13 protein-coding genes are annotated in these 17,351 nt (G+C 60.7%); 3 read left to right on the top strand and 10 right to left on the bottom strand.

Annotation, left to right across the window (positions count from 1 at the left end; genetic code table 11):
* Positions 1–205: 205 nt before the first annotated feature.
* From IE123_RS14755 to IE123_RS14710, 10 genes are all read right to left on the bottom strand, one after another.
* Positions 206–3,337, bottom strand: coding sequence for a multidrug efflux RND transporter permease subunit (locus tag IE123_RS14755; protein ID WP_189519585.1), 3,132 nt, complete (start codon positions 3,335–3,337; stop codon positions 206–208).
* Positions 3,338–4,495, bottom strand: coding sequence for an efflux RND transporter periplasmic adaptor subunit (locus tag IE123_RS14750; RefSeq protein WP_189519583.1), 1,158 nt, complete (start codon positions 4,493–4,495; stop codon positions 3,338–3,340). It abuts the gene before it with no gap.
* A gap of 108 nt (positions 4,496–4,603) precedes the next feature.
* Positions 4,604–6,316, bottom strand: coding sequence for a glycosyltransferase family 39 protein (locus IE123_RS14745; protein ID WP_229819792.1), 1,713 nt, complete (start codon positions 6,314–6,316; stop codon positions 4,604–4,606).
* Between the two features lie 61 nt (positions 6,317–6,377).
* Positions 6,378–6,806 (bottom strand): 4-amino-4-deoxy-L-arabinose-phosphoundecaprenol flippase subunit ArnF, encoded by a 429-nt coding sequence (arnF, locus tag IE123_RS14740; protein WP_229819791.1) that lies wholly within the window; start codon positions 6,804–6,806, stop codon positions 6,378–6,380.
* The gene (locus IE123_RS14735; protein ID WP_189519580.1) at positions 6,803–7,156 is read right to left on the bottom strand and encodes an EamA family transporter; all 354 of its coding nucleotides are present in this window, start codon (positions 7,154–7,156) and stop codon (positions 6,803–6,805) included. The genes arnF and IE123_RS14735 overlap by 4 nt, the downstream gene beginning before the upstream one ends.
* Positions 7,153–8,811 carry a phospholipid carrier-dependent glycosyltransferase gene (locus IE123_RS14730; RefSeq protein WP_189519579.1) on the bottom strand — a complete coding sequence of 553 codons (1,659 nt, stop codon included), beginning with the start codon at positions 8,809–8,811 and terminating at the stop codon, positions 7,153–7,155. The genes IE123_RS14735 and IE123_RS14730 overlap by 4 nt, the downstream gene beginning before the upstream one ends.
* Positions 8,812–8,826: 15 nt before the next feature.
* Positions 8,827–9,723 carry a 4-deoxy-4-formamido-L-arabinose-phosphoundecaprenol deformylase gene (gene arnD / locus IE123_RS14725; protein ID WP_189519578.1) on the bottom strand — a complete coding sequence of 299 codons (897 nt, stop codon included), beginning with the start codon at positions 9,721–9,723 and terminating at the stop codon, positions 8,827–8,829.
* Positions 9,716–11,704 carry a bifunctional UDP-4-amino-4-deoxy-L-arabinose formyltransferase/UDP-glucuronic acid oxidase ArnA gene (gene arnA / locus IE123_RS14720; RefSeq protein ID WP_189519577.1) on the bottom strand — a complete coding sequence of 663 codons (1,989 nt, stop codon included), beginning with the start codon at positions 11,702–11,704 and terminating at the stop codon, positions 9,716–9,718. Before arnA ends, arnD begins: the two co-directional genes overlap by 8 nt.
* A gap of 13 nt (positions 11,705–11,717) precedes the next feature.
* A complete protein-coding gene (locus IE123_RS14715) occupies positions 11,718–12,773 on the bottom strand; it encodes a glycosyltransferase (protein WP_189519576.1) in 1,056 nt (351 codons plus the stop codon).
* Positions 12,770–14,140, bottom strand: a complete 1,371-nt coding sequence (locus IE123_RS14710) for an aminotransferase class I/II-fold pyridoxal phosphate-dependent enzyme (protein WP_229819790.1) — start codon at positions 14,138–14,140, stop codon at positions 12,770–12,772. Before IE123_RS14710 ends, IE123_RS14715 begins: the two co-directional genes overlap by 4 nt.
* Positions 14,141–14,281: 141 nt before the next feature.
* On the opposite strand from IE123_RS14710, the gene IE123_RS14705 reads away from it, so the two are divergent.
* The 3 genes from IE123_RS14705 (at position 14,282) to IE123_RS14695 (ending at position 17,329) form a co-directional block, all read left to right on the top strand.
* Complete coding sequence (locus IE123_RS14705; protein WP_189519575.1) at positions 14,282–14,980, top strand: response regulator; 699 nt, start codon at positions 14,282–14,284, stop codon at positions 14,978–14,980.
* A gap of 34 nt (positions 14,981–15,014) precedes the next feature.
* Positions 15,015–16,313 (top strand): ATP-binding protein, encoded by a 1,299-nt coding sequence (locus tag IE123_RS14700; RefSeq protein WP_189519573.1) that lies wholly within the window; start codon positions 15,015–15,017, stop codon positions 16,311–16,313.
* 92 nt (positions 16,314–16,405) lie between these two features.
* Positions 16,406–17,329 (top strand): restriction endonuclease, encoded by a 924-nt coding sequence (locus IE123_RS14695; RefSeq protein WP_189519570.1) that lies wholly within the window; start codon positions 16,406–16,408, stop codon positions 17,327–17,329.
* Positions 17,330–17,351: the final 22 nt, after the last annotated feature.

Genomic DNA, 17,351 nt, shown 5'->3' with positions numbered 1-17,351 from the left:
AGTCGTTTTCCATGATCAGGCAGCCGCCAATGCCGGCTTTAACCCCTCTCGGCAACGAGGTGCAGGGGTGGCCATGGCGTGCGGCGCGAGCAACGCTTCTCCTACATGCCGCTTTGTGCAATAAGGCGTCCACGGCAAGCCGGCGTTTTCCCTCCCCCCTGCCCGGCCAGGTTATCGAGCCGGGCAGGCAGGTGGAGGTGTAGCGTTACTGATCCTGAACGCTGTCCTGAACGTTATTGCCACGACGCTTGCGCCACCGCGCCAGCGTCCCCATGACCAGCATGAAAAACACCGGCACAAATACGATGGCAAGCGTGGCGCTGAGCATACCGCCGACCACACCCGTGCCGATGGCCTTCTGGCTGGCCGAGCTTACTCCGCTGGCAATCGCCAGTGGCACCACGCCCAGAATAAAGGCCATCGAGGTCATGATGATGGGGCGAAAACGTTGTCGAGCGGCCTGAATGCAGGCTTCCCTGAGCGGCATCCCCTGCTCGTGAAGCGATTTGGCGAACTCGATGATCAAAATGGCGTTCTTGGCCGAAAGCCCGATGATGGTCACAAGGCCCACCTTGAAAAAGACATCGTTGGGCATGCCGCGCAGGCTCACCATCACTACCGCGCCGATAATGCCCAGCGGCACAACCAGCATGACCGACAGCGGAATGGCCCAGCTTTCATACAGGGCCGCCAGGCACAAAAACACGACCAGCAGCGACAGCACCAGCAGCGCAGGCGCCTGATTGCCGGAGAGCCGCTCCTGCAGCGAGGTTCCGGTCCACTCGATGGCGTAGCCGTCAGGCAGCGTTGACACCATCGCCTCGATCGCCTTCATGGCCTCCCCGGAGCTTGTGCCCCGACCGGGCTCGCCGGAAATATTGACGGCGGAGTAGCCGTTGTAACGGCTCAGCTGGGCAGGGCCGCTCTCCCATTGGGCGGTGGCCATGGCCGACAGGGGCACCATCCTGCCTTCGCTGTTGCGCACCTCAAACGCCATGAGACTCTCGACCTGCTGACGCTGCGAGCCCTCTGCCTGCACGATCACCTGCTGCATACGGCCGTTGTTGGGGAAATCATTGACATAGGAGGAGCCCAGCGCGGTCGACAGGGTGCTGCCGATATCCTGATAGGCAACGCCCAGGGCGCTGGCCTTGCGCCGATCGATCTCGATGCGCACCTGCGGCGTCTGCGGCAGCGCCGCTTCCCGCACGTTGGCAACCTGTTTGCTCGACGCGGCCTTTTCAAGCAGTTGATCCCTTGCCGCTGTCAGAGCGGCCTGCCCGTGACCGCCGCGGTCCTGCAGCTGAAACTCGAAGCCGCTGGAGGTGCCCATGCCATCGATGGGCGGCGGCAGCAGGCTATAGACCACGGCTTCACTGATGCGACTGAAGGCGTCGTTGAGCCGCTGAGCCACGCTGTCGGCATCGCCCTTGTCACTGCGCGCCTGCCAGTCCTTCAGGGTGGTAAACCCAAGCGCGGCGTTCTGTCCCGACCCCGAAAAGCTGAAGCCGAGCAGGATCAGCGTACTGTCGATGTCATTGTCCTGGTCATCAAACGCCTCGATCTGACGGGCCACCTCAATGGTGCGATTCTCGGAGGCGCCGGCCGGCAGCTGAATATCGGTCATGACATAGCCCTGGTCCTCGACCGGCAAGAAGGAAGACGGCAGCCGCCAGAACAGAAACGCCATCACCAGCAGCAGCATGGCGTACACCACCAGATAGCGCCCGATGCGGCCGATGGCGTGCCCCACCCAGCGGGTATAGCCATTTGTAATGCGCTCAAAGCCCCGATTGAACCCGCCAAAAAAGCCCTTGTGGCGGTGCGCCTCGCCTTTTGTCATCGGCTTGAGCAGCGTGGCACACAGCGCCGGGGTCAGCGTCAGGGCCAGAAAGGCCGACAGCAGAATGGAGACCGCCATTGCCATCGAGAACTGACGATAGATCACTCCCACCGAGCCCGACATGAATGCCATGGGAATAAACACGGCGCACAGTACCAGCGTGATGCCGATAATCGCCCCGGAGATCTCCCCCATCGCCCGGCGGGTGGCCTCGCGCGGCGACAGCCGCTGCTCGACCATCAGTCGCTCGACGTTTTCCACCACCACGATGGCGTCATCCACCAGAATGCCGATTGCCAGCACCATGGCAAACATGGTCAGCACGTTGACGGAAAAGCCGAACAGGTACATGCACGCCAGGGTACCCAGCAGCGCCACCGGCACCACCAGCGCCGGAATCAGCGTGTAGCGGATGTTTTGCAGAAACAGGAACATGACCGCAAACACCAGGATCATCGCCTCGATCAGCGTATGGATGACCTGGGTGATGGAGGCCTTGACGAACGGTGAGGTGTCATAGGGAATCTGATAGGCCATTCCGGCGGGAAGCTGACCGGACAGCGCCGCCATGCGCTCGCGCACCTGGGTTGCCGTGCTCATGGCATTGGCGCCCGGCGCAAGCTGAATCCCCATCGCCACCGCGGGTTTGCCGTTAAGCCGTGTCCCGTAGCCATAGCTCTGGCTGCCGATCTCGACGCGGGCCACATCGCCTATCGTGACCCGGGCACCGCGGCCATTGTCCTTCAGGATGATCGCCTCGAACGCCTCCGGTGTGGAGAGCTGGCCATCCAGCACCACCGGCGCAGTAATCTCCTGCTCGCTGCTCGAGGGCAGATCCCCGATGCTGCCGGCCGGAATCTGAATGTTCTGATCGGCAATGGCCTGGTTCACGTCAGCAGGCGTCAGGTTGTAGGCCACCAGTCTGGCCGGATCAAGCCAGATGCGCATGGCCCGCTCGGCGCCGAACACCTGCGCCTTGCCCACGCCCTGAACACGCCGCAGCTCGTTGGCCACGTTACGTACCATGTAATCGCTGAGCGCGGTTTCATCCAGACTGTTGTCCGGGGAGCTCAGGGTCACCATCATCAAAAAGCCGGCCGAGACCTCATCGACCTGAATGCCCTGCTGACGCACGGCAGCCGGCAGACGCGATTCCACGCTCTTGATCCGGTTCTGGATGTCGACCCGCGCCAGCTCCGGGTTGGTACTGGGCTCGAAGGTGACCGTGATCGTGGCCATGCCCTGGCTGCTGTCGGAGGAGAAATACAGCAGATGGTTGACGCCGTTGAGCTCCTCCTCCACGAGGCTGACCACCCCGGCATCGATGGCCTCGGCAGACGCGCCGGGATAAGTCATGGCCAGCTCGATCTGGGGCGGTGCCACCGCCGGGTACTGCGCCACCGGCAGACGCGGCAGGGCCAGCAGCCCGGCAAGGATGATGAAAAGGGCTATGACCCAGGCAAAGACCGGGCGTTCAATGAAAAAGCGTGACATTCAGGGGGAGCTTCCTGCAGAGGGTTCAGACGCCGAGCCGGATTCAACATTGACGCTCATGCCGGGGCTGACCTGCTGAAGGCCCGAGGTCACTACACGATCCCCCTCCTTGAGCCCGTTCAGCACGATCCATCGCCCGTCATGGACGCCGCCCAGTGTCAGCGTGCGCTTTTCGATTCGGTCCTCGTCGTTGACGATCATGACCACCGGCTCACCGGCACCGTCGCGCTGAACGGCGCGCTGGGCCACCGTCAGACCCTTCTCTAGGCGTTTTACGGGCACGCGCACCTGAACAAAGGCGCCAGGCAACAGTGACTGGTCGGCATTGGCAAAGGCGCTGCGCAGTGTGACCTGCCCGGTGCCCTGATCGACAGAGGTATCCGAAAACAGCAGCTGCCCTGCCCGCGCCTCATCGCCCGGCTGAATCAGCATGACATCAGTGCCGTCGATCCGATCCCCCTCGCCCCCGGCCTGGCGAATCGCCGTGTACTGCTCCAGTGGCTGGGTGATATCGGCATAGATGGGGTCAAGCTGTTGAATGGTCGCCATCAGGGTGGCTTCGTTCTGACCGACCAGTGCACCTTCGGTCACCTGGGCCGGACCGATCCGGCCGCTGATGGGTGCGGTGACCGTGGCATATCCAAGCTTTAACCGCGCGCTGGCCAGCTCGGCCTTCGCCGAGGCCACCTCCGCATCGGCCTGCTGCGAAAGACCGCGAATGCTTTCATAGTCCTGCCGGCTGATGGCATTGGCATTGATCAACCTTTCATAGCGCTGCGCCTTTCTGCCGGCGTCCGACCGGTTGGCCTCGGCCTTGTCCAGCGCCGCCCTTGCCCGTGCGACTTCAACCTGCAGGGGCTCGGGGTCGATCTGAAAGAGCGTATCGCCGGCCGAGACCTGGTGGCCTTCCTGATAAAGGCGCTTGAGAACAATGCCGGAGACCCGGGCGCGCACCTCGGCAACCCTGGAGGCCTTCAGGCGACCGTTCAGATCGGTGGTCACCACCAGCGGTGCTGCCTGCGCCACCTCGACCGTGACGCCGGCCGAGGATGGCGCCTCCTCCTCGGACTCGCTGTGGTGACAGGCCGAAAGCAGCAGACAGAGTCCGCAGATCAATGACAGCAGCAGGACAGATACTCGACGGTGAGCGGCAAGCATGGGTTTTCCCGGTAAATTTTGAGGGGATACTAATGGCTTTTGTATCAGCGCATGTAAAAGATCTCGGCCGGAATGTTAAAAAGTATAATCAGTGGCCACCAAACCCATTCAGGGCGCGGCCGTCAGCCAGTAGACGGCATCGTTTTTCTTGTTGCTTCGCGGGTGTCCCACGGCCAGTACCCGATAGGGTGTATCCGCCGGCAGGTCGAGCCAGGTCAGCGGGTCCTTCGTCGAGTTGTAGCGATCCAGCAGCAGGTAGTCATACTCCTCGTCCTGCCCCAGCAGGATCCGACGTGCTCGCGCGCTATCGACCCCGGGCACAGTCCAGTCGCTGTAGAGGTAGAAGATGGAAGACATGGTTTCGGTAAATCCAACGCTGGCCGTTCTGGTGCGCTGCGCCTCGGGAATTTGTACCGCCAGCGCGTGAAGCTCGCGTCGCATGTCCTTGGCTACATCCACCGCCGGCATCAGATGATTCAATCCGCTGCAGAAAAAGAGCATCGTGATCAGGGCGAATTTGACCCAGCCGGGCCAGCGGGTTATTTCGACGCAGACCATCAGCGTCAGTGCCAGTCCAATCACCGGCGCCGTAATGTGCCAGCTGGTCAGCCACTGCATCAGCTCGCTGGAAGCTTCCTTCGGAAAGTACTGTGCCCACAGCGGCGTAACGGCAAAAACGGCCAGCGAGACCCCCATGGCCAGCGCCCAGCCGCGGCGATACCAGGTGGCGATTCGGCCCTGAAAGCGCAGTGCCGCATCGGCAATCATCAGGGCAAACATGGGCATCAGCGGCGCCATATACATGGTGCGCTTGGTGACCGAGATGCCCAGTACCAGCATGGTCAGAACCAGCCAGCCCAGCATCAGCGCCGTCTGCCAGCGAATCCGCCCGCGCAGCGTGACAAGTTCCCTGAACGTCACCGCCAGCCAGGCGATGAGAAAACCACTCCAGGGCAGCGTGTATTCGATAACACCGCTGGCGTAGTAAAAGGGTTCACCGTCGTGGTTATGGCCCAGCGTATCGGTCGAGGCTCCGGTCAGGCGCCCGACCTGATTGTCCCAGAACCAGGCATGCCAGAGCTCCGGGGAAGCCTTTAGATAAAAGGGATAGATCCAGGCGGCCATGACCAGCGCCATCAGCGCCATGCCGACAAGATGCCAGACCAGTATGCGACCCCATGCACTACGGCGCTCAAACGTCGTTTTCAGCAGATTCGCTTTCAGCAGATAAAGATGGCGCATGAACAGCAGCAGCCATATCGGGGCGATGCACAGCACAATGGCCACCGGGCCCTTGCTCAAAAAGGCCAGCCCGGTGAACACACCCGCCACCAGAAGCCAGCGGTAACGACCGCGCAGATACGCCTCGCCGAAGGCCCAGATGGCGCCCATGCTGGTCATCGCAAGCGCGGCATCCACCCGCAGCCAGTGAAAGTTGACGAGAAACCCTTCAAGTGTTGCCAGCACGGCAACGCTGGCCCAGCCAAAGCGCCTGCCCTGCAGCAGACAGGCAAACCGAAAGGTGGCCAGAAGCGTCAGCAGACACAGGATCGCAAGCCCCAGGCGCCCGGCCATCAAGGCATCCAGCCCGGTCAGGTGCATCAGCCCCACCGCGTAGGCAAAAAAGAGCGGCGGCTTTTCCACAAAGGGAATGCCGGCAAACTCCGGAATGACCAGATTGCCGGAAAGAAACATGCTCTTGATGACGGCCATGACCCGAGGCTCGTCCGGGGTCAGAACGTCATGATCAAAAAGCCCGCTGACAACGACCGCGACGATCCCCAGCACCAGATAACACTGCCACGATCGTAAAAATGCCATTTTATCGCTGTTCATCATGCCGCCCTGCCCGCTTGTTCATGCCTGTCATTGGGTATGTTCCTCAAGTGCCGGATGTCCGGTGAACCGTTTTCGAGCCGCCGTAAAAGGTGATGGCCACCCCTGTCATGATCAGTGCGATACCGGCCAGCTTCAGCCACGAGAAGGTGTCCGCAAGCCCCGGCAGACACAGCGAGCCGACATAGACCAGCACATAGCTCAGACTCAAAAAGGGATAGGCTACGCCCAGGGGCACGGCTCGAAGGGCCAGCACCCAGCAGAGCATCGACAGCGCGTAGCACCCAAGCCCGGCCCCCACGGCCAGAAGCGGCGGCCAGGCGCCCCCCGACAGCGCAATGCCGATCACGTCGGGATCAAGTCCCTCCACCGGCAAAAGGCTCATGCCCCACTTCATTGAAAGCTGCGCGGTGGACACCAGCACCACACTCAGCGCCACCAGCGCCATGTCCGTAAACCGTATCGATGGGCTCATCCTGTAGACGCCACGATGACCACCACGCCCAGCAGGATGACGCCACAGCCCACCCAGTGATGGACCGACAGCACTTCGCCAAAGCTGAATTTCGAGATCAGCATCACAAGCACCAGGTTGAGACTGAGCATCGGATAGGCCATCGAGACACTCCAGTCACGCAGCACGTAAAGCCAGGTGACCGCACCCAGCAGCAAAAAGAAGACCGACAGCATCAGCTGGTAGCAGAGCACTCGTTTCCACAGCGCCATCCCGGGATAGCACGCGAAATAGATCGCCGTTCGCTTTTGCCAGTAATGGCTGGCGACGCTTGAGAGCAGCGAAATGATAAAAAGAAGAGTCGTATTCAAGACTCGCTCCTTTTATAGAAAAGAACGCTGTAAGGCCCATGCCGGAGCAGTCGATCGGATGGCGGCAGATCGCTCTCATCAGACGAGCGCCTTCGAATTTCAACCACGACGTCGTGATGGCGACGCTGATCGGCAATGAAGTCTTCCATCCCGCGGGCATCAATGAACCGGTGGCGGGCATCGGCCTGGCTCAGGCCGTATTCCATCTCGCCCTGATGCTTGAAAAGAAAGACGTCATCGCGTTTCAGATACCAGTTGAACGCCGACATGATGGTGGGGTAATCCGCAACCAGAACGGTGTCTTCCTTCACCCAGGGGGCCACCCGATGAACGAGCCCTTCAGGCTGTTTGGCCTTGAGGGTGCGATCAGGCAGCGCAAACCCGAACAGCATGAAAAATGCGACGGGCGCCAGCATGTACAGCGCAAAAAAGCCTCTGATATTGCGGGTACGGGCCGCCCCTGCAAGACACGCACTCCAGACAAGAAAAGACAGTACCCAGAGTCCCGCCTTGTAGCCTTCGCCGTCGTCAAGCGGCAACAGTTCCAGCCAGAAGCCCAGCGCAACGCCCAGTGCCATGACCAGCATGGCCAGCGTCTGAATGCTGGAGAGACGTCGAAGGCACCGTCGCCCGCCCGGACTTTCAAACATCCGGCCCAGGGCGTGGGTGATCAAAATGGCCAGTGGCGCCATGCACGGCAGGATATAGGTGGCAAGCTTGCCCCTGGACAGGGAGAAAAAGATAAAGGGCAATACCGCCCACAGCAGCGCATAGCGCACCAGAGGCGATGCGAGCGAACCGCGCAGTCGGGCCAGGGCCGGCAGCGCCACGGGCGTCCAGGGCATCAGTCCCAGAAGCAGTACCGGCACGAAAAACCAGACCGGAGCGGCGTGCTGGGCATCCGCTGCAAGGAAGCGATGGATATGCTCGACCCAGAAGAAATAGTGCCAGAAATCCGGCGCCCTGAAGTGGATGGCCAGCGCCCAGGGCAGCGTCACGATCAGTGCGCTGGTCACGCTGATCCAGCCGTAAATCATCAGGGTTTTGACACGCCGCTGCACCAGGCTATAGGCCACCACCACCATCAACGGCAGCACCAGTGCCAGAAAGCCCTTGGTCAGAAAGGCGCCGCCGCAGCCCAGCCCCGCCAGCAGATAATAAAGACAGCGCTCACGATATGAGGAGGACTCCAGCGCCGCATAAAAGGCCACCATGGTCACGGTCAGCCAGAACGCCAGAAAGCTGTCGAACACGCTGTAGGTGCCCACCGCCATCACGATGAAAAGGCTCAGGTAAACGCCGCCCGACAGCCAGGCCCGGTCGGCGCCCCAGAGACGTCGCACCAGCCACACGATGCAAAACGCCCCGCCCAGGGCTGACAGGGCCGACATGAATCGGACCGCGAAGTTGGTCTCGCCAAACAGCATCTGGGCAAAGGCATTGAGCCAGTAGCCCATGATTGGTTTTTCGAAGTAGACCAGCCCGTTGAAATGCGGCACGGCCCAGTCCCTCCGGGCCAGAAGCTCTCGTGACATTTCGCCGTAGCGCAGCTCATCGGGTGACCAGAGCGCCGGGGCGTTCAGCGTCAGTAGATACGCCACCAGAAAATAGCCCGTGACCAGAAACCACCCGGCAGGCCTGAACGTTCTTTTCATGTTGATCATGCCTTGTCAGGAAAGAATGGCCTGTCGGGCGACCCACCCTTCCCGCCCTGATAACCCGGTTTTTTCCAGCCTGCCTACGGGCAGCGTGTTGAGATCCGCCGGCAACAGCGCGCCCAGAGGCACAAACCGAATGCCGCGTCCGGCGGCCGCGACCAGAAACTTCTCGAACATGCTCGCGCAGGCAATCCCCTCGGCTTCGGCATGAATCGTGTACACATTCAGCCGCCCGGGTTCGATGCGCTCGAGAATATGCTGGTTGTAGTTGTCATCGGTGACGCCGTGCTGACCGATCAGCTCGTCATAGGTCGGCAGCGTGACCGGGATCTGCGGCGTCCCCAAGCCCTCGGGCATAAAGATGCTCTCGCCACGACAGTCGCTGTTGTATCGAAAGGAGAACCGCTCCTTTTCGACAAGCGCTGTCTCGTTGCAGCGCCAGCCGGCCACGGCGCTACAGGTGACGGGCGCATCAAGCAGCATCTCGAGGCGGTGATGGCCCTGCTCGATCTCGCGATGGATCTCGGCCGGGTTCATCCGATCGATGCGGGTCTGCCAGCGGTGATGATCCCAGGCATGCAGGCCCGTTTCGTGCTGCATCTGGTGCGTCTGACGAATCAGGTGACCCAGCTTCCAGCCGATATCCGGCCCCGGCCACAGCGTCCCCTTGAGGAGAATGTCGTAGCCATAAAGGCTGCTGGCCCTGGAGCGCAGCATCTTTTTGACAAAGTCCGGTCGCAGCAGTCGCCAGAGATGACGCCCCATGTTGTCCGGGCCCACCGTAAAGAAAAAGGAGGCCCTGATCTCATGGCGGGCCAGGATGTCCAGCAATCGAGGCACCCCCTTCAGGGTGCCTCGGTAGGTGTCTACATCGATGCGCAGACCGACTTGTGTGACGGGCTCACGCATGGGCCTGCTCTTCCAGCGCTTCTTTCAGGAAGAAGTCCAGCGTCTGCTCGATGGTGCTTTCAAAATGCGTGGTCGGCGCCCAGTTCAGTATCCTTTTGGCATTACGAATGCAGGGCTGACGATGCTGGACATCCTGATAACCGTCACCATAAAAGGATGTGCTCTCCAGCAGGTTATAGCCGGCAAAGGGCGGGAACCGATCGCGCAGCGGATGCCGTTCAAACCGTACGACCAGGCTTTCGGCCAGCTCCTTGATGCTGGCTTCGTTCTCCGGTGCCCCGATATTGATGATCTGTCCATCACAGACGCCATCGGTGTTTTCCACGATGCGAAAGAGTGCCTCGATGGCATCGGATATATCGGTAAAGCAGCGCTTTTGCTCGCCACCATCGATAAGGTTGATGGGCGTTCCTTCCACCAGGTTGAGAATGAGCTGCGTGATGGCACGGCTTGAACCAATGCGTGCCGAGCCCAGGTTGTCCAGATGCGTGCCCATCCAGTTGAAGGGACGAAACAGGGTAAATTTCAGTCCTTCCTTGATGCCATAGGCCCAGATCACCCGATCCAGCAGCTGCTTGGAGACCGAGTAGATCCAGCGCTGGCGGTTAATGGGGCCCACAATCAAGGGAGAGGTCTCTTCGTCAAAGGCTTCATCGGTGCACATGCCGTACACCTCGGACGTCGACGGGAAGATGACGCGTTTTTTGTACTTGACGCAGCTGCGTATGATTTTGAGGTTTTCTTCAAAATCGAGCTCAAATACCCGTAGCGGATTGCGCGTGTATTCAATGGGTGTCGCGATCGCTACCAGCGGCAGCACCACATCGCATTTCTTGATCTGATACTCGATCCATTCGTTATGAATGGTGATATCACCTTCCACAAAGTGGAAATTGGGGTGTGGCAGAAACTCCGAGATCTGACTGGCGCTGACGTCCATGGCATACACGGAGTATTTTTCTTCCTGCAGCAGACGACGCGTCAGGTGAGTGCCGATGAAGCCATTGGCGCCCAGAATCAGCACTCGGGTACGCTTTCTTTTGGCCAGCAGACTGCTGGCGGACGGTCCGAACTGCATGCCGGGCGCCAGGTGCAGCTCGCTCACCAGCCGTTCACCGCTCAGATAAAGCCCCTGCTCGCTCTGCGCGGCATCCACGATCAGTGACCCCTGGCCGCAGGCAATCGTCAGGGGGGAAAGAGAGACGATGGTACCGGGCTTCACGTCATGCTGCTGCTGGTCTGCTCTTGCCTTCCAGATCGTGATCCTGCGCTCGCCCATGAAGGTAAACGCTCCTGGATAGGGTTCGGTCACCGCACGCACCAGGTTGAAAAGGCTGCGAGCATCACGTGACCAGTCAAGCTCGCCATCTTCGGGCGTGCGCCGCGGAAAGGTGCTGGCTTTTGTTTCATCCTGTGCCACCGGCACCAGCCGGTGATTGATCAGTTCCGGCAGCGCTTCATTGAGCATCTCCCGTGCCAGAACGACCATGCGCTGGTGCAGTGTGGCGGCGTCATCGGCGTCGCTGATGGCAAGGCGCTTCTGATAGAAAATGTCGCCGGCATCGGCCTGGCGGGTCATGCGATGCAGCGTCAGGCCGGTTTCCTTCTCGCCATTGACGAGCGCCCAGTTGATCGGCGCGCGCCCACGATAGGCCGGCAGCAGCGAGCCGTGCAGGTTGAAGCCGCCTTGCTCGGCAATATCGAGTATTTCCTGACAGATCAGATGGCGATAATAAAAGGAGAAGATGATGTCCGGCTGCATCATGCGGATCTTGTCGATCCAGATCGGATGATTGACGTTTTCCGGCGCATGCACGGGGATACCGTGCTGGGCGGCCAGCTTGGCGACCGAGCCAAAAAAGACGTTTTCGCTGGCATCGTCCACATGGGTAAAAATGGCGGCGATTTCGATACCGCTGTCCAGAACACTCTGGAGGCCCACGCAGCCGAAATTGTGATACGCAAAAATGATGGCTTTCATATCGTTGTCTTCTTCAATGCGCCGTCTGGCGGGTCGTTTCTTTCGAGATACCGGAAACTTCTTTTGAAATAGCGGGCGCTTCTTTTGAAATACCGGACGTTCTTCGCTCGGACACGCCCCTGCCAATCAGCAGGTCCTGAACGAAAAAGCGGGGTCTGGCGCGAACATCGCTGTAGATCCGGCCGATGTACTCGCCCAAAAGGCCCAGGCCGATAAACTGCGCGCCGATCAATACGAACAGGATGGCGAAAAGCGTAAAGAGGCCATCGCCGGCCCACGCAGCGCCCAGCGCCAGACGCAGCACCATCAAAAACAGGCCAAAGACCACGCCAAACAGCGCCATGGCGCCGCCCAGCAGGCTGAGCATGCGAAGCGGTGCGGTCGTCATGCTGGTCAGAAGATCAAACATCAAACTGATCAGCTTCATGGGGCTGTATTTCGAATGGCCGTCGGCGCGCTCGTCATGGTGAACGTCGATTTCGGTGGTACGACGCGAGAAGTTGTTGGCCAGAATGGGGATGAAGGTGCTTCTTTCATGGCAGCCGAGCATGGCGTCGACCACGTGACGCCGATACGCGCGCAGCATGCAGCCGTAGTCGGTCATCTCGACCCCGGTGGCCATCTTGACGGCCCGATTGACCAGCCTTGACGGCAGCCGACGCAGCAGTGTGTCGCGCCGCTTTTTGCGCACCGTGCCGACCGAGTCAAAGCCCTCCTCGATTTTGGCCACCAGCCGTGGGATTTCTTCCGGCGGGTTTTGCAGATCGGCGTCAAGGGTGATGACGACATCGCCGCGCGCCTGCTCAAAGCCCGCCATGATGGCGTTATGCTGACCGTAGTTCCGATTGAGGATCACCCCGACAATGCCACTGTCCGGACGTTTTGACATGGCTTCGATCAGGGCCGCGCTGCCGTCCTGACTGCCGTCATCGACCAGAATCAGTTCATGGGGCTGCCTGAGAGCCTGACAGGACTCTGTGGTGCGCCGGACCAGTTCGGGCAGGGTCACTTCCTCGTTGAACACAGGAATGACCACGGAGACCAGGGTGATGGGCTGATTATTTTTCATTTGGGGTCACTGTTTTCATTCGGGAGCACTATTGCTTTCAGCGCATTGATGACGCGCTCGACATCCTGTGGGGTCATGTCGGGGAACAGGGGCAATGAACAGATCCGCCCTCCGACCAGCGTCGTATTGGCAAGTGCGGGCATGGGCCGGTCATAAAGGTCGGCGTAGTGGTCGCGGTAATATTTTTGAACGTGCACCGGAAGGAAATGGATGCCGGCGCCGATATTTCGGGCCTTGAGTTCAGCGATGAGCTGATTGCGATCAACGCCTGCCACGTCAGGGTCCACCTGCACGATCATCAGGTGTCGGCAGTGAACATGCTCATGCGCGGGAGACTGAATCGGCGTGATACCGGGAATGTCCCTGAGCTTCTCGAAGTAGATCCCGGCCAGCGCCTGGCGTGCGCCAGTAATGTCTTCAAGTCTTTCAAGCTGGCCCAGCGCCAGAGCAGCGCTGATATCGGGCAGGTTGTATTTGAACCCCGGTTCGATGACCTCGGCCTGCGGGGCACGTCCATGGGTCTCCCGATCAAAGGCATCCACGGCAAGCCCGTGGAATTTCAGACGTCGGATTCTGTCGGCCAGCACCGGATCGAAGGTAGTGAACACGCCGCCTTCGGCCGAGGTCACATTCTTGATGGCGTGCAGGGAGAAAATGCAGTGGCCCCGGGCGCCCACCGGCCGCCCCTTGTAGCGTGCGCCCAGCGCGTGTGCGGCGTCCTCGATTACGGTAATGCCGTGGCGCTCGGCCAGGCCGTAAATGGGGTCCAGATCCAGTGAGGCGCCGGCAAAATGCACCGGGATGATCAGTCGGGTTCTGGGCGTGATCAGCGCCTCGATCTGCTCGGCGGTGGTCATCAGCGTGTCGGGCTCAATGTCCACGAACACCGGCGTGGCCCCGGTCAGAGCGATCATGTTGACAGTCGAGACCCAGGTCATGGAGGGGGTAATGACCTCATCACCGGGGCCAATACCCAGCGCCAGCAGCGCCAGATGCATACCGGCCGTGGCACTGCTGAGCGCAACGGCCTCGAAGGCGCCGGTCAGACGGCAGATATCCTGCTCAAGCTGCGCGCTTCGGGCGCCGGTCGTGATCCAGCCGGAACGAAGTACTGCCACCACGGCGTCGATATCGGCGTCATTCAGGGCGGGGCGGCACAGGGGCAAGGCATCGTCGTGCATGGCGGTCATGGCGTGCTCGGTGGTCAGGTAGTAGGAAAACCCGGCGCCGACAGTGCTGACAGCGCCGTCCCGATTTTGCCCGGTGTTTTTCTTGTCGCGCCGAGCGCTGTTGGCGCCGGCCGTGACGCCGTGACCTTCAACAGAAGAAGCGTCGTGACCGTCAGCATGAGAAGAAAACCCCGGCAAATGCGGGAGTGCTGATACTAACGATCGGCTTTTGAGCAGGTGTAAAAGAGTCGGTGGAAGTTGTGAAAAAGTATTAACCATCACCGGCATGTCCCCGGGTCCAGGGTATGCTGGCGCTTTCGTGGAGACGGAACCTTACCGATGGGCGATCTGCTGCTTGTTGAAGACGACACCCCGCTTGCCGAGCTGATAGCGGCCTATCTGGGCCAGCACGGCTACCGGGTGCATACCACCGCACGTGGGGATACGGCCTGCGAACATGTTCGCCGACTAAAGCCGGTGCTGGTCATCCTTGATGTGATGCTGCCGGGCATGGACGGGCTCAGGGTCTGTCAGCAGCTGCGCCGCGATTATCCGGGGCTGCCGATTCTGATGCTTACCGCCCGGGACGATACCCATGATCAGGTGCTGGGCCTTGAGATGGGCGCCGATGATTACATTCCAAAGCCGTGTGAACCGCGCCTTCTGCTGGCCCGCATTCGCACCCTGCTGCGTCGCAGCACCCCGCCCGAAACCGTACCGGACGATCGTATCGTGATCGGACAGCTGCACATCGATACCAGTGAGCGCCTGGTGCACTGGCAGGGTCGCGAGATCGACATGTCGAGTGCCGAGTTCAACGTGCTGGTGGCGCTGGCCCGACATGCCGGCGAGGTCCAGAGCCGTGATCAGCTGCTTCAGCAGGTGCGCGGCATCGAGTTCAACGGCGTTGATCGCACGGTCGATGTCGCCATTTCCAAGCTCCGGCGACGCTTTGAAGATGCCGGCAACGATCCGCGGCGCATCAAGACCGTCTGGGGGCGTGGCTATCTGATGAGCCGCACCGAATGGGAAGTCTGATGATACTGACAAACGCACATGTCAAAGAGCGCGCATGCCCAGAATATTGATTCGACTGTTTCTCATTTTGCTGATCAGCTACGGCGCGGCCTCCTATGCCGTGCCCTGGCTGGTCATCAATCTGTTCAAGCACCGCCTTGAAAGCTACGGCGTGGCGCAGTATCAGGGGATTCTCTATCTGCTTGAGGACCGTCTGGCCGATCTGACGCCCAAAGAGCGCAGCGAGCAGATGCCGGAGCTGGCGGCCAGGTTTCCGGCCGAGCGGCTCAGGATGCTGCCGATCGATACATCCGATATCGGTGCGCACGAACGCCACAAGCTCATGCGTGGCAAACCGCTTGTCACGCTGGATGCCGACGGACTGCCGGAAAAGGTACGCCTCTACATTGGTGATGGTCAGCTGCTCGAAATTTCGATGGACGCCCTGCCGCTGGATATCGATCTGATCTACTGGCTCACCAATTTGCTGATCGGCGCCATTTTAATGGGTGGCGTATTTCTCTGGTGGCGACCGCACTGGCAGGATCTCGAACGCCTGAAGGCCACGGCGCGGCGGCTGGGCCAGGGGCATCTCGATGCCCGTACCGAAATCCCCGCCCACTCGAACCTGGGCGAGCTGGCCGGCGTCTTTGATGGCATGGCCGACGAGCTTGAAGGGCTTTTGGCCCGCCAGCGCGATCTGATCAACGCCGTCTCCCACGAGCTTCGCACGCCGCTGTCCCGGCTCGATTTCGGTCTGGCACTGGTCGCCGACACCCCCATGACCCCCGAGGCCGCCAGACGTATTGATGAGATGAAGACCCACATCAACGAGCTCAACGCGCTGGTGCAGGAGCTTCTCTCCTATACGCGTCTGCAGTCCCCTCGACAGCATCTTGAAAAAACCACCCTCACCATCGAGGCGTATCTGGACAGCGTGCTCAGCGCCTTTGCCGAACCGCTCGAGGAGCGCCACATCAACCTTGAGGTGCATATCGAGGCCGGCACACCGGTCACCCTGGAGCCGCGTCTCACCGCCCGGGCCCTGCAGAATCTGATCAGCAACGCCATGCGCTATTGCCGACAGCACATTCGAATCACGGCCACTCACCGCGATGGCATGCTGTGCATTCAGGTAGAGGATGACGGTATCGGTATTCCTGACGACGAAAAGGCCAATATCTTTACGCCCTTCTACCGTCTGGACAGAAGCCGCGATCGTGCCACGGGTGGCTTCGGACTGGGACTTGCCATCAGTCGCGAGGCCATCACGGTGCAGGATGGCAGCCTGACCATTGAAGACGCGCCTCTGGGGGGCGCAGGCTTTCAAATTCGACTGCCTCAGCCACAATGAGCGCCCAATGTTTTATCCCGCCCCGCGATTGGGCGACAATGCACGTCAGGATGCGAGGCCCCGAGCGCATTGTCATGACGAGCCGATAACCGATGCCGATTCCCGATTTTCACGCCCTGATGTATCCCCTGCTGCAGCTGGCCGCCGGGGCCGGGACGCTGCGCCTGCGCGACAGCTACGCGCCGCTTGCCGATGCCTTTGAGCTGAGCCCGCAGGAGCGCCATCAGCTCAGCCCCAGCGGCCAGCAGTACCTGTTCAACAACCGCGTCACCTGGGCTGCCAGCTATCTGCGCAAGGCGGGGCTTCTGGAATCCCGCGGGCGCGGGCTGGTGGCGATCACGCCGCAGGGCTATATCACCCTGCGCGAAGTGCGCCACATCGACATGGCCTATCTGATGGGCTTTGAATCGTTTCGGGAGTTTCGCCGCCGCACCGGGAGCAGTGCGCCCCGCCCCCGCGGTCCGGAGGATAACGACACCATCGAGGATGTGCCGGACTGCCTGACGCCGTTGGAGAGCATGGAGGTGTCGTGGCGCGCCATTCGTGCCGATCTCGAGTTCGATCTGATCGAGCGCATGCAGCAGATCCACCCGGCGCGCTTTGAGCAGCTGGTCATCGATGTGCTGATGACCATGGGCTACGGCTGCGGCGAATCGGCCGGTCAGAACGTGGGGCAAAGCGGGGACGGCGGCATTGATGGCATCATCAACGAAGACCCGCTCGGCCTTGAGACGATCTATCTGCAGGCCAAGCGCTGGAGCAACCCGGTGGGCCGCCCCGATATCCAGAAGTTTTCCGGGGCGTTGGCTGGCAGGCGGGCGCGCAAGGGCGTATTTATCACCACCTCAAACTTCACCCGCGAGGCACAGGAGTACGTGACCGGGCTTGAAACCCGCATCATCCTGATCGATGGCCCGCAACTGGCGCGTCTGATGATCGATCACAACGTCGGCGTTTCGACCGTTGATCGCTTCGAGATCAAGCGGCTGGACAGCGACTACTTTCTGGAAGAGTAAACCGCTGGAAGCGTCACCTCTT

Origin of the sequence: Kushneria pakistanensis, from assembly GCF_014652795.1 — a bacterium.
GTDB classification, from domain to species: domain Bacteria; phylum Pseudomonadota; class Gammaproteobacteria; order Pseudomonadales; family Halomonadaceae; genus Kushneria; species Kushneria pakistanensis.
The sequence above is the reverse complement of the archived record's forward strand: the minus strand, read 5'-3'. Positions and strand labels throughout refer to the sequence as shown.